The organism is Nitrospira sp. MA-1, assembly GCA_032139905.1.
Classification (GTDB): Bacteria; Nitrospirota; Nitrospiria; order Nitrospirales; family UBA8639; genus Nitrospira_E.
Genome location: JAQJDB010000004.1, coordinates 185,655 through 199,802, shown reverse-complemented (window position 1 = coordinate 199,802; position 14,148 = coordinate 185,655). Strand labels below are relative to the sequence as shown.

11 protein-coding genes are annotated in these 14,148 nt (G+C 45.9%); 4 read left to right on the top strand and 7 right to left on the bottom strand.

Annotated features, from left to right (window positions below):
* Positions 1-18: 18 nt before the first annotated feature.
* Positions 19-393, bottom strand: coding sequence for a VOC family protein (locus PJI16_03885; GenBank protein ID MDT3776699.1), 375 nt, complete (start codon positions 391-393; stop codon positions 19-21).
* A gap of 419 nt (positions 394-812) precedes the next feature.
* On the opposite strand from PJI16_03885, the gene PJI16_03880 reads away from it, so the two are divergent.
* Positions 813-2,873, top strand: coding sequence for an FAD-dependent oxidoreductase (locus PJI16_03880; protein MDT3776698.1), 2,061 nt, complete (start codon positions 813-815; stop codon positions 2,871-2,873).
* Between the two features lie 177 nt (positions 2,874-3,050).
* Here PJI16_03880 and PJI16_03875 read toward each other — a convergent pair whose 3' ends face one another.
* Both PJI16_03875 and PJI16_03870 read right to left on the bottom strand, forming a co-directional pair.
* Positions 3,051-4,016 carry a hypothetical protein gene (locus tag PJI16_03875; protein ID MDT3776697.1) on the bottom strand — a complete coding sequence of 322 codons (966 nt, stop codon included), beginning with the start codon at positions 4,014-4,016 and terminating at the stop codon, positions 3,051-3,053.
* Positions 4,017-4,217: 201 nt separating this feature from the next.
* Positions 4,218-4,637, bottom strand: coding sequence for a 2Fe-2S iron-sulfur cluster-binding protein (locus tag PJI16_03870; GenBank protein ID MDT3776696.1), 420 nt, complete (start codon positions 4,635-4,637; stop codon positions 4,218-4,220).
* A gap of 489 nt (positions 4,638-5,126) precedes the next feature.
* Between PJI16_03870 and PJI16_03865 the strand changes: the two genes are divergently transcribed.
* Positions 5,127-5,534 (top strand): hypothetical protein, encoded by a 408-nt coding sequence (locus tag PJI16_03865; GenBank protein MDT3776695.1) that lies wholly within the window; start codon positions 5,127-5,129, stop codon positions 5,532-5,534.
* Between the two features lie 159 nt (positions 5,535-5,693).
* Here the strand turns inward: PJI16_03865 and PJI16_03860 are convergent, their stop codons facing one another.
* From PJI16_03860 to PJI16_03845, 4 genes are all read right to left on the bottom strand, one after another.
* The gene (locus tag PJI16_03860) at positions 5,694-6,680 is read right to left on the bottom strand and encodes a hypothetical protein (protein MDT3776694.1); all 987 of its coding nucleotides are present in this window, start codon (positions 6,678-6,680) and stop codon (positions 5,694-5,696) included.
* Between the two features lie 23 nt (positions 6,681-6,703).
* Positions 6,704-8,734: a hypothetical protein gene (locus tag PJI16_03855; protein ID MDT3776693.1), complete on the bottom strand. Its 2,031-nt coding sequence runs from the start codon at positions 8,732-8,734 to the stop codon at positions 6,704-6,706.
* A gap of 10 nt (positions 8,735-8,744) precedes the next feature.
* A complete protein-coding gene (locus PJI16_03850) occupies positions 8,745-9,719 on the bottom strand; it encodes a hypothetical protein (GenBank protein MDT3776692.1) in 975 nt (324 codons plus the stop codon).
* A 64-nt stretch (positions 9,720-9,783) separates the two neighbouring features.
* Positions 9,784-10,998: a DNA cytosine methyltransferase gene (locus tag PJI16_03845; GenBank protein MDT3776691.1), complete on the bottom strand. Its 1,215-nt coding sequence runs from the start codon at positions 10,996-10,998 to the stop codon at positions 9,784-9,786.
* A gap of 896 nt (positions 10,999-11,894) precedes the next feature.
* Between PJI16_03845 and PJI16_03840 the strand changes: the two genes are divergently transcribed.
* Together PJI16_03840 and PJI16_03835 are read left to right on the top strand one after the other, a co-directional pair.
* Positions 11,895-13,076: a hypothetical protein gene (locus PJI16_03840; protein ID MDT3776690.1), complete on the top strand. Its 1,182-nt coding sequence runs from the start codon at positions 11,895-11,897 to the stop codon at positions 13,074-13,076.
* Positions 13,077-13,751: 675 nt separating this feature from the next.
* On the top strand, positions 13,752-14,111 hold the full coding sequence (locus tag PJI16_03835; protein MDT3776689.1) for a hypothetical protein: 360 nt from the start codon (positions 13,752-13,754) through the stop codon (positions 14,109-14,111).
* Positions 14,112-14,148 lie beyond the last annotated feature (37 nt).

The following is a 14,148-nucleotide window of genomic DNA, read 5'->3' as shown; positions in this document are numbered from 1 at the left end:
AAGACAATTGATCCCACCCTACTCCACCGTAAGGAGTTCAAGAATGTGTCCGTTCTGATCGCAAAAGTATACTCCGCGCCCGCCACCCCGGTGGTTGATAGTCATATCCTCCCGCGCACTTGGTCCGCTCCCATAGGGAATGCCTTCGGCCTGAATGCGACCAAAGATCCGGTCAAAATCCTCTTCACCGACCTTGAATGCATAGTGATGAATGTCGAAGGTGCCGACCTCATCATCATCGAAATCAAACGTGAGCGTCTCATTAATCCGTAGCGGCGCGAAATATCCGACCTTTCCTTCGTCGAACACGAGCCCGAAAATTTTCGCATAGAATTTTGCCGATGCCACTTTGTCATGCGCCGGGACGATAGTGTGATTGAGTTCAATCGACATGTCATATCTCCTAATCGTCGCGATGGTCGTGAATCACCTGGCCTCGCGGTGGCAGGACCGGCAGGCGAAGAGCCACAGTGAAAGTTTTGTCTATCCTCTCACACCTTGACCCATGGTTCATTTGACCGTGCTTCCTGGACACGGTCATCAATAGGAAAATCTAGCTGTTTCGGCGAAGGCCCGGCAAGCTGAAACAGGATCTTCTCGGCTAACAGGTCAGAACGGGAGACTCAGCAAGGGTCTTTCATCTACCCAACCAGGGAAATTCCCAGTTCTCCTGAGGGGCGATGAGGAGTATAAGCATGTTAAACTCGGTAGCATCTTGGGCGAACGAAAAAATTTTTGCGATGAGAAGTGTTCCTGCACAAGATTGACGTAATCACGACACCTGATCAATAAAAGAAAAGACGATAGGCCGTATGCAAAAAAAATGGGAAGTCGTCATTCTTGGTGGTGGATTTGCCGGTCTGGCCTGCGCCCGTCGACTCGAAAAACTTTGGGGGAACGACACGGCCAAACGCGTGCTGCTGGTCAGCGCTGAGAACTATTTCGTCTATCAACCCTTTCTTTCGGAAGTGATCGGGGCGGGTATCGAGCCGCGCCATGTCATGAATCCCATTCGACTAGCCTTGCGCCGCTGTAAGGTGCAACGTGCCGAGGTCACGAACATTGATCTTGAAGAACGACGAATCGAATTCAATGCGGATGAGGGGGCAAGCCTGGAACCCGTCGAGGCCGAACACCTGGTCATCGCGTTGGGAAGTAGCACCAATCTCCGCGCGGTACCGGGCATGATGGAGCACGGGTTATTTTTAAAAACATTGGCTGATGCCCTGGGAATCCGGGAACATATTATTAAACGGTTGGAGGAGGCGGATCTTGAACCCGACCCCGATATCCGCCGATCTCTCCTTCATTTCGTGGTCGTCGGTGGTGGATACAGCGGGGTCGAAACGGCTGGTGAAATTCTTGATTTGTTACAGGATGCCAGAGGGTTTTATCCCGCATTTGACCCGTCGGAGTTGCGGGTCACCCTGGTGCACTCGGGCGCACATTTACTCCCTGAACTGGGCGAAGACCTCGGGCATTTTGCGCAACGATTTCTTGAATCCCGGGGAATGACCGTGTTGCTCAACAGGCGGGCCTCCTCGGTGAGCGCAGGATATATCCGTTTGAACGATGGCACCAGCCTTGAATCCCAGAACCAGATTTGTACCATTGGCAATGCCCCGAATCCGGTGCTCAAAGATTTGGCCGCAGAGTATGCCAACGGATGGCTGGTGACCGACGAATATTTACGACTCAAGGGACATACCCATGTCTGGGGCATTGGGGATGGCGCAGCCAATCCCGACGGGTATGGGAATCAATGTCCGCCAACGGCCCAATTTGCCATACAACTTGGCCGGCATGCGGCCGAGAACATTGCCTTATCTTCCTCCGGCAAACCCCTTGCTTCGTTCCGTTACAAAACGCTGGGCCAGATGGCCACGATCGGACATCACAAAGGCGTCTGTTCGATCATGGGTTTCCAGTTTAGCGGGTTTATTGCCTGGTGGATAACACGCACAGTTCATTTGCTGAAATTGCCCGGACTCGACCGCAAACTGCGGGTCATGGTCGATTGGACTTTTGAGCTCTTTTTCCCGCCGGATCTCAATTACCTGGATCTAAAAAAAACACAAAAAATTGCGCGCATACATGTGGAACCGGGGGATGTGATTTTCCGCCAGGGGGAACGAGGTTCCGCTTTTTATATTGTGGAAGACGGCACATTGGAAGCCACCCGATACGATGGCGACGGGAAAGTGCTGTGGCAAGACGAAGTACTCCCTGGGGAACACTTTGGTGAGGGATCGTTTTTATATGGGATGGTGCGGCGCGTCACCGTCACAGCCAAGACCGGAGCAACCCTCATGGTGTTTAATTCAAAAGAATTCAAAACCTTCGTCGAGAGTTTCCAAACGCTCAGTCAGATCCTTCGTCACACGGCCCAACGACCGTCACAAGAAGAAGTATTGGGCGAAACACGCTGGACGACGGAACTGCTCTCCTCTCCGGTCGAAGACGTGATGAAAAAATCCGCACCGAGTCTATCCGAAACCGCCACGATCAATGAGGCCATCCTGGCCTTTGGAAATTGTTCACAGACCTTGTTGCCTATCGTGGATGCGGAAGGGAAAATGACCGGCATTCTGACAGAGACGGATCTCTATCGGGCCATGACCCATGGCCAGGATTTCGGTGAGTCCGTCGACACGATCGCCAAGCATGAGGTCGCCGCACTCCGTGAGGGGCAGACTGTCCGGAAAGCTTTACGGGTTTTGTATATGAAGGATGTGAAACAGGCTCCAGTGTTGGATCATCAATCCCGACCGGTCGGGATTCTCAGTCACCTGGATCTTGCCGAAGCAAGAATTCGCCTCGACCTCCGGGGCTCAGGGAGTCAGCACGCTTCCTCTGTAAACACACTTGAATAGTGCGGATTCGTCAATTACCAATTGGCAAAATGAAGCCTGAGTATGCTCCTTGGTGAAAAATTGTCGATACCTCTCTCTGGTTGAGGGACGATGCCTCTCTGCCAATAAGATGTGCTGATTCAACCCATGCGGGTCTTTGCAGTTTTCCCTAGAAACAAACACACCCAGTGCCTCTCGTTATTCGACGACCTTTCGCATGAGCACCAGGTTATCGAGGATCAGATTCGATGACCAGATGAAGTCGGCGTCGGCAATCGGGTCATCGAATACATTCCGAAAATTCATGTAGGCCGGTTTGTTATTCACGCCAACGGTGTCGTTGGTGAAAACGGTGGCGTGCGGCCAGTCGCTATCATCGAAAACCGGTGCGAACCAGCTAGCAGGAACCTGCCAATGCGCCGCGGAGAATGAACTGCCGTCTCGAACACTTTCCATCGAACAGGCAGAGCTGTCTCGAACCGGGCCACGTACTTTCAGGCAAGCGCGGGCATTGAGTGGCGAAATGTAAAATGTTTGAGCACGCCACGTTTTGTCCGTGACGGCAACTGTCTGCCCGCTCTCGTCCTTAATCACGGCAACCAACCCGGCGTCACCTGGATGATAGGCATGTCCCCTGTTCTGCTCAGAGCCGAGACCAAGGTTTTCTTCCCAGTCAACGCCCATCACAGCGAGAGAAAACGGCCGGGTCGCTTTGAAGCGAATGACGCTACTGTTAAAGGGCGTGAAAGGAACCGCATCGACCGCGAGGAGTGTACCGTTGACGTAAAGCTCAAAATAGTTGTCGGCAAAAATGTATGCCGTGAAGATATCGCTGCCACCGGCATCGATCACGGGAACCGACTTGAGGTCGAGATCTGCCGACCGGCGCAACCGGATTCCGTTACATTCATTGTAGAGATCCGCCGCCTTTGCCGCGCTTTCGAAATGCGTCTTGGCCGGCACGATCCACTCTGTGCCGTCTTTTGCCTTGATCTTTCCGACTGCACTGATGCGCGCGTTGGTATCACTGCACGCATAAAGGCCGGGATTGACCGTTTGCGCCAAACCAGTCGTAAAGGATGGCAGCTCTTCTGCCATGACATCTTGGCCGAAGACGGACGCTCCTAGGGCCACAAAGACGATAAGTAATCTGAAGGTTTCCATTGATATCATCTCCGAACTCGGACAATCTTTGGCATCAGTCACCCGACAAAAAAGGATTTAAGATTACGTGAACTCTTATGTAAAAGACACTATTAGCGGAGTAAATGGAGTTTCAATCGATTATATGTTCACCTGTCAAAAAAGATTTACACTGCTTGTCACGAGAACCACTTCTTGCTTGCTTACTATCCATATTCCCCATTAGGAGCCCTGCTTCTCCTTGACAAGATTTTTGTTCCATGAAGGAATTTCAACAATAAGATCCTTGGTACCGTTCGGAACGGCTTGGCATCCCAAGCGGGACTTCAACGAGAGGTCAGGTGCCTCATCGAGTTGGTCAAGTTCATCATCCGAAGGTTCATTGCACGTCTCAAGTCCTTCCTTGATCTTCACATGACAGGTGGAACATGCCGCAACCCCGCCGCAGGCATGTTCCAACTCTATATCTGCCCCAAGCGCGATATCCAAAATGCTGCCGGGTAGCCCCGTCGATCCGTAGGGAATCTCCGCCGGATCAATCTGAACAGTAATGAGATTACCTTCCTGTAAAAAGGTCACCTTAAAGGGAAACAGAGGCGCTGCAACTTCAGGCCTCTCCATGATGACTTTGACCGGACTCACAACGCGTCACTCCGCATGGATGCCTCCCCAAAATGTAGGTATCTCAAAACCACTTCCTCCACGGAACTCAGCTCCTGTCGGCCTAGTCTGGTGAATCCTGATGGACAAAATGGAACCCTATCGTTGCATATATCACACTTAGAGTCGAACTGACTGTAAGGAGATCTTATGGAACGTACAACTGAGGAAAACCCTCACCAGAAAAAATCTCAACCATTGGCCCTGAAACATTTTCAATTATGGTGGGAGTGTGGAGACTAACTGAGAGAGAAAGGCTTTACGCTGAACTTGACGATGATGCCAAAATGGATCCCGTTGTGTTCTACGGACCTAGGGTCAGGTCTAGCAATACGATAGGGTCCCCATGCAGACTCTTCCAATGGCTCGGCCGCTTCGACTCCAATTTGCTCCTGCCCTAAATCACGTGACCAGTCGGAGCCATGCCCGACAAGCAATTGTCAAAATCGTGCCCCCCCAGGCCTTTCTCGATTGCCTCGCCCAAAGAGTAATTTCTCGCCAGCAAACCCAAACGATCAGGCCACGGCTCTCTGCGCTCTTGCATCGGAACACACGCCGAAGCAGGCCCTCGCAGAAGCTTATCGCACCCATGGATATCAGAGTACAGATCAGATCATCGCTAAAGCCATGGGCCTGTCCGCCGTTATCGGTGAACAGATTGTCGGCACTTATCTCTCCGGTGGGAGAACTGATGGCTCCATGATGCAGGCCAAAGGGTTGCCCACAGTAGAAAGCCTTGGCCTCAAGGGCGGTGGTGCCAATTCTTCCAGAGGATGGACGATTTTACAATCCTTGGTGGGCAGAACACAGTTAGTCTCGATTCTCTTAGCTCGAATCTCCAATGAAGCAGAACAAGGTGAGGATGAAGTGGGAAGGTAGAGCAGCCGATTCTTAATCAGCGGGCCGTAGATTCAACCCCTACACGGCCCACCATATATTCAAGCACTTACGCGTATTCCGCCTGGACCCCTCCCAGAGAAAAATTGTTATGGAAATGTTTTTTCTGAGAGTTAGGCTCTCATCTTTCTTGAAATTTTATTAACATTTCCAAACTTCTCCACCCCGTAACTTTAGATAGTAACCCCAAGATTCACCAATCCCTATAGTATAATCAGGATGGTAAACGCGTGGTTGAGTATAGAAAACTGGTGAACCAGTCTGAATTGCGTAAAGACACATGCCCAAAGAAACAGGCTTAGGTCCGTAGGGAGCAAGTCCCGCTGGGTTCGTTGGGTTTGAATCTTGAAGGGTTTCCAAAAGCAGTTGTTGAGTTCCTAAGGCATCAATGGCATCTACTCTCTTTATAAGCGGTTCAGAGACTTCAACTCCCACATCGTGGACTGTTTCCCAAATTCTTCGGCTATAGGGTTGGCCAGGAGGGAAAGGTAGCAATACAATAATCCTGTAATCTTTGTCCTTAAATTCATCAATTAATTGCGAAAGTCCCAAAGATTCAAAACCGACCGCGACCACAAGAGTTTTTGGTTCCTCTCCCATCACGCCAAACCCTGGGAGCTCTTTAACTGGACCAGGGTCTTCAGCAAGCCGGTCGACTGTGTAATGTCCAGGTCTAGGTTGGGTATAGGTGGCCAATAAGTTGTCAATGGTTGGGTGTCTTAAGGCAAGCTTAATGAGTAAAAAGAAAAAACGTTTTGGCATGCAGGAAATATCAATCCATAATGTTATGGGTTTTTCTGTATTACCGGAAGGTAGAAAATTGTTTAAGGTCTGGGCAATTTCATCATCTGAGGCCTCAAGTTTGATATTTATCTGATCCCATTGATTTAAACCTCCTTTTTTCAAAGCCTTCTCATTATTCAGTACTTTTTCTTTATGGTATACAACATAATGTGAAACGGGATCATCGATTCTTAATAATCTAACACTTGGGGTACCTAAACTTTTGGCTAGGAGAGGGATTTTTTGACACCGTTCTTCCGCCGCTATGCAACCCAATAAATAAAAGGAAGCTGAGGTATCCCCTGTTTTGCTAAGTAACCAATCAATTGGCCCCCATGGTTTCATTGGTTATCCTTAATATAAAAAACCTATTCAAATAGGGATTGCTGCTGAGCCTGCTCTTTGGTCATGTGACTCGACTTGCGAAATTTAATTGGTGGCCTTTTGAGACTTATCCAGTTTTTTACCTCAGAAAGTTTGGCATAGTAGGGCTCTTTTGTTCGGATCGCAGGGATCTCAAAATTTGGACATAGAATAGGAAAAAGATACCATTTCCTCCTTAATTTCCTGTCATTACTTCTTGTAGTGTGGGGTGAGGAAATCAGCGCTCCAAAATCAGTTGCATCTTCGAGAAATCTCCGCACTTCTTCACCTTCGGGGGAACGGATTTCTTCTTCTAACAAAGAAAACCCATTATGCCCAGGATAAACAAGACCTTTATCCTCTAAAATTGAACTTTTAATTCCAATCCCTAGTCTCTCTATAAAGTCCCTTCGACGTGCTCCGCCTGGCCACGCATTCTGCTTTTTTAGCCACATTTCTGAGACCAGCCTAATGGCTTGTGTTTGAATTTCTGGTGAAATTTTTTCCTCCAATGATTTATGCTTAGCTTTAGCTCTTTCAGAGCTGTCCCATATTTCGCGACATACACTTAAAAAAACGAGTATATTTGGAGCACTCAGTGTAATAATTGTATCCCATCCCCCATACAATCTTCTTTGTCGACAAAAAGAAGCAATTTGCATTAACAAAGCCTCACGCCTTTCTTTTTCCCAATATTTTTTGCGCCAGGGAAAATCAGGCCCATTGGGCGGATGCTCAGGGAGAGTATTTGCCCTTTTTAGTTCCTGATTTATCCAAGTCTCCATCAGCTTCGCCTGAAATTTATTCTTGGTATAAATTTTCTTTAGGAACTTGTTCCAGACGGATGGCCAACTTGAGTCAAAAGGTAATAATCTTTCATTGTTATTCCGACAGTATTTTTTTAGCTCATCCTCGGGCTTAAGGGATTCCAGATGTTCTTTCCACCAGTTTATATATTCATCATGCTCTCCACCTTTTTCTGCAGCTATTCTTCTACTCGCGACATCACGCGCAAAATCAGGGAAAATCCAAGTTCCACTATCTTCTTTTAGCTTGAGGATATCATCCAGATTGACTATTTGATAATCGCGGCCTACCTCTAATTTTGCGTCAGTCCCAAAGGTACGTGCTTCCAATTCCCAGCTGTATGGCCGGACCCCCACTTTGTAAGAAACCTTGGGGTTTCGAGAAGCCAATAACGAATTTATCACTCGGCAAAAGCTCCGACCTACAGCTTTATTTTTATCATTTTGGCTTTCATAATCTATGCTCAAAAGTGTTTCGTATTGGTCGAGGGTAACAAATAATAGTATACCTGGTCGGAGAATTTGGAATTTTTCTAGGGCTTCTTTGCATTCGACGATTGGAACGCCAATTTCAGTTTTTGTTGTTTTCACAATATCGGGCAGATCATCCCTATTCCAGTTTATAAATGCGCGATACCCACTTATTCGTTTGTGAATCTTATCCTTGAATTCAGAGAGGCTATTCACATTCTTAAGGGCACCCTGCCAACAGTCTCGGGCCGAAAAATATTGAGCAAACTCCTCAAGACAATTTCCTTTAATACCAGCATCTATGTATTGTGCAAGCATTCTCCCCTTTTCACTTTTTAGGAACTCAAGTAACTTAATGATTTCAACTATGATGTGGAGATTAACCATATCCGCAAAGACAAGGGACCAAAGAGTTATATTCTCAAACGGGTCATCTGCGAGTTTTCTATTTCCAAGAACACCAAATCCTGCATGTATAAAATTTATTCCAACACTCACAAATAACCGGTTCCGGTCTGGAATAGGAGATTCAATGTTTTGTTGCAGACAGGCAGCCTGCACTTCAGGGGATAGTTGCTTTAGTAGCATGGTTTTGCCCGTTCCATTGCTGCCTTTAAGGACCACATTGCCTTTTCTAAATAATAGCTGGGCTTCACCTGTAATAATCTTTGGGCTAAATAAGCTCCAATATTTCCTAGGGTCCTCAAGCGCTTCGGTCAAATAAAGCTCTTGGAAAGGATTTCCGCCATTACCGCGCATTTTTTCTCCATCAATGCCGTTGTACTCGTGGAAACAAAGCTGACCAGTTAGGTGAGTTGTGCCATATAATCGGAAGCGTATTATTTGGGCAATTTGTAAAAAGGACAATTAAGGCTCCCGTTTCACCAAATCCAAACTTTTCCCTTTTCCTTAACGGGTTTTTTTCTGGGGGAAAGGGTTGTTTTACATCTTCGAAAGTTTCATCAACGAGTTCCCTAAGTGCAGGAAAAATACTAGGTTCAAAAATTTGTACTTCTTTAAGTAAGTGTACTTGCAGTGGCAGGACAAATAATTTTTGGATGTAGAGACCCATTACTTTTCCAAATTGGTTCTCGAGTCTCTCTACTCCTATTTGAGAAATGATTAGTGGGAGGAATAAAACAGGAAATTCCTTACAAAAATCCTTTTCCACGAATTGTAGGACAGATTTGGCCTGGGTCCCGGTTCCGACAAAGTCCTCAATTAAAACAATTCTTTGGAACCCTTTTTCCCTCATGTATTTTTTTATTAGTTTTATATCGCCAAACTCGCGAAGGGTCCTCCACGGCGGCCTTTGGTCCTGGTTGGCTATCCCATTAATATGGTGAAATTGGGCAATATCCATACTGTCAGTAATGGGGCAAAACCATGTGGAATCTATTGCCTCTTTTAATTTTTTTTTGAGATCTTCTTGTGCAAGAAAAAAGTCAAAAGAGAGTTGATCCATGAACCATCTTTTTATAGGCCCATTAAACGAGGCTGTATATAGGGCTAACAAATCTTCTCGATCTACAAATTGGATCTGAGGTAATAGTCTCAATAAAACCTTGGCCATTTCTTTTGTTATAGCATTGTTTTTGAGCCACTTAACAAATCTAAGCTCAAAATCAATTCCACTTGCATGGGTGGGAATATATTGGCAAAAACGTTTATTTCCATGAAAGCGAATTTCTTTTAAAAGCGCTTTAAAGGTTGGTCTTTTATCTGTAACAATGCGGGCTTCCACGTCAAAATCCTCGGTGTCAAAGTCGGAGACCAAATCATCTAGATTATTGAAGTTCATTCTCTACCTAAAGTAAATTCCTTTTAACCCATTTTGCCACCATATATGCCATTGGCGGTGGTACTGCATTGCCTACTTGTTCCATCTGTGATTTTTCACTGCCGGAAAATATGAAATTATCAGGAAACCCTTGTAGTCTTGCAGCCTCACGAATAGTGAAGCCCCTTTCCTCATAAGGATGAAGGAAATAGGTAGACTGACAAAATCTAGTCAATACACAATTAGTGGGTTTGTTAGGAAGTAATCGACGGTATTTACCATTAAAGGTGTGAGAAAGATCATACAAATTCCCTCTCAATTTTCGTACGTACCCTTTGTTTATTAAGCTTTCCGCTAATTTATTCCAATTATTCCCCATGGCTTTTCTGAGAATTTTACTGCTTATAGGGTCTGCATCACCCCAATCGCGTTTCCGGTCCCTTCTCCTAATAACCATTAGTGTCTCTAGGAACATTTTTTCGTTCCTTGTAACCTTTCCAAATACTTCTGCAATATCCCATGTATGGACAGAAGAATCCCCCGCTCGGACATTACACAACTTTTGCCCAGGATTAATGTATTTTGCAATTCTGGCTTCTTTCGATCCCGGGATTAGTAGTTTAGGGGAATGATTAGGCAACGATGATTTGAGGGAGAGAATAGTCTCTAATGGAGATCTAGGGTTGCCAAGGTCCGTTGGCCATTCGGGTATTGGATCTTTTCCTTTGTGCGCAACAAGTAGGATTCTTTTTCTTGTTTGAGGAAGACCGGTAAGCCCAGCATCTAGAAATATTGTCCTACTTTGAAATCCCTTTGAGGCGAGGCGGGCTTGGGCCAGAAACCAAAATTTGGAATGTGGGTCGGCCAATACTCCGGGTACGTTTTCTATAATAAGAACTTTTGCACCCACATATATCGCAGTTTCCACAGGAACAAGTAAGAGATTATTTCGAGGATCATCAAGGAGTCTTTTCCCAATGGTTGAGAATCCTTGGCAAGGAGGGCCCGCCACAACAACGTCAGCACCCCTTTTTTTTAGGTTAAGGTTTTTCCAATTATTTAAATCAGCGATTGTTGCTTTCGAAGACGGAATGTTCTGGTTGTAGGTCTCAACAGCCGAAAGATTTATATCAAATGCATTAAGACAAGTGAATCCTGCCTTATGGAAGCCTAAGTCAAAACCACCACACCCTGCGAATAAACTCAAATACGTTGGCTTTGAGGAAAATGGCTTTTGGGACATTTTTGGTAGGGTCCGTATATTTAAAGAAAATGGTGCCGAATTGAAACGCTTTTAGCACAAGGATCTAAGGCAACAAGGCTTTCATTTTTCAAGGGAGATCAACTGTTTGGATGGTTCATTTAAATTTTCAGTAGTTTTCTTCAAAAGAGAGTTGATATTTTTTCTGATATCATGTTTCCAAATTTTTAGAACGTTAATGCCTTCGGCTCTTAATCGATTTTTTCGTGTTCCGATCGCGCATTTAGTTTAACTTGAATTCTGTTTCTCAAAAAGAGGGATTGGTCTTTGGAATATGACCAGACAAAGGTCAACCATGCCAAAACACCCATCACCAAGAAATGCTAGCTTTTGATTATTAGAAAAAAGTCGGGTTTTTCTACAATGGTCTTTCCATACATTGTCCAACTTTGCGACCAGCTCTTACAAATGCAAGTCTTAGTCTAACCTCTGTTAATTCATTCCCCTTTCCTCTAATCGCAGATATGGTCTTAGAGCGCACTTTATTTACAGAAGTAAAAGTGCGTTCAACCAATTTTTACGAAGAATTTTCTTCATTTGATTTATGCAATAAAGGAAAAATATTGAAACCGAATGCGGTATTCGGATACATGGAATTAGCACTCCACTTGATCCAGCTCTATACGACTTTGGCCAAAAGGTAAGATATACTAACCATCCTTGCTCCATTTGTCATTTTCGATGCCTTTGGAAATGTTTGTAAGTCATACGAAAAGCGAAGGGATTGTGGTCGAAATGATTTGACATTGGCAAGATTTACTGCATTGAGGAGAGTGTTATATTGACCACTACGCTTTCTAGGTGTGATTTTGTCAATCGCCCTTCGAGTGAAAAAGGGAATTAAACTCGAGCCTCGTGCGAACCCATAGGAATCGGCAATGAATCGATATTTTACTACCAAGGGTCTCTTCTTGAGAGAAATAGACTCCAAGCGGTATGTCTTGGAAGACATATTTGGTAATTGCACTTTGCCAATTCGCGCTGACGGTATTGAGTCGGCTTCAGCCAAGGCAAATAAATTATGTGGAGTGGAACTGCTTTGCCATGAGGCCACACTTGATCTCTCGTTGAATTTGCCTCCGTTTCAGTGGTTCGAGCTAGAAAAGTATTACGTTTCTAATTTAACGGACCAATTCCGCTATTGGCAGGTCGGGACTACATCAGTGTCAACGTTCGACTTGCTATCGAGATTGTTGCCAAACGGATACTTTCACCTCGGATTTGGTGAAGGCAGCAGAGAGCAACTTGAGGAAATCGACAACATGGTGCATTCGGCTGCTAAAACTGGACAGGTACCATTTACCAGTGAATACATTGCCATCAGGCTTTCGCACATACAACTTATTAGAATTTGCAGCGATCTGATGTCACTCATGCAACGCGCAATCAATGCCTTTGCTGAATTGTTAGCGATTCAGAGAGCAACAATAAAAAATGAGTATTGGGCTGCAGTGCAAATGGACACCCCGGAGATAGTCCACACTGGTCCAAGTTCATACAAGGCGGCAACTAGTATCACATATTGTGTCATATCGCTTTGCACATCGCTTGATATATCAAGCAAGCTAGTGCACTTTCTAAATGGATGTTCTAGACCTATTTTACGTTTTAAAAATGTGCAAAGTAAGCATTTTTCCGATCTTTCCAAGATGAGAGCGACAGTACTGCCAATGGAATTAGTTGAAAGGGTTGTTGCACGGGGAAAAAATGAAAGACAATTCTCTTCACTAACTCAATTGCGTCATGATCTAGTTCATAGCACTACAATTCTTGAGATGGAGAAAATCTTTATTGGATTTCAAACCGGCGAGGTCAATGAGCTGCCGCTTCATTATTCACACATGCCTTGGCGAGACTGCCTCGTTAGCGGCCAGCCAGTCCGCTATCTTGGTCGGGACTACTTCACCTCCAAGGGGGTTGACATAGAGTGGCAGCTGCTGGCCTGGATACTTTCTGTTATAGACTACCACCTGTTTGTCGGGGAAGCGCTTTACAAGTTCATGAAGTCAAATTCAGTGGACGACGTGGGTGTCCAGCTGTCCGTAAACCCAAGATCCTAACATCTCGCTGCATTTGATCCCGTATGGGAAAAACCCCATTTGACCTTCTTAGCATTCCAACCCTAGTTCTCCCTAACAAGGTTCCAAGACAGGTTTCTTCAATAATCTACAGTCACAATCCCTTAAAAAGTTCGGCCTGCCGCCACTATGGTTCACTAATTTCATATTAGCTGCGCTGTCCCGTCTTCATCCAGAAGGGCCTTCCGTTTCCCTGATCCTGAATCCAAGTGCGGTCAGTAATGACTTCCGTTTTTACTTCTCAAGGTTATTCGATGAAAACTTCATCCATCGTCTTTTAGCAAGAGAGCATCAAAATTGGCGGTTACGATCATTCGTCCCCATGGATTCATGAAGGGCCAGTCAGCATACCCAACGGCTGCTTGCTGGGGCTGTTGAAAAAAGCCGCCAGCGGCGTTCTCGCCATTTTTCCGTGCTCACGTACTGGAAGTACGCTCTGCGCGCAAAAATGACTGCGGCCTTCCCTTCGGCATGACTCAGGGCAGGACTGGACGAAGCCTTCGAAAGGCTCAGGGCATGCTTTTTTGAACCGCCCCGAGGGCCTCTAATATGCAACGTGCTTGTTGGTCAATACGCCCTTGGAAATTTTTATTACTCAACACTCTCTAGCTAGAAACGCTATTTACTGACAAGGGTTTTAAGAGTAGGATAACTCTGATGAGATCCTTCCCGAAACTGTTAGCCCTCTTTCTGATTGGTCTGTTCCTCGCGTTCAGCTTTAACGCCTACGCTTGTCTGGTGCCGGTCTATGCCAAAATGCCGGTCCCTCAAGTGAGCGATTGCACTATGCCAGGGGAAGAGCCGGTTACTCAGTTCTGTGACGGGTTTAAAACTCTCGCGGTCCAATCGAGTCTCGATACTCCTTCAAACAACCAGGCTCACGTCCCCTTCATTGGCGAAATGGCCCTGCTTCTTCCTGACCTTGTCCCCTCCAGAAATATCATCTTTCCGCCCGGTACCGGCCATGTGGCCGTAACAAAAGACCTTCTCCTCCTCATCTCGGTTTTTCGTATTTGATCCGCTCCCCGTTTTTCCGTTCATCACCAAATCCCTG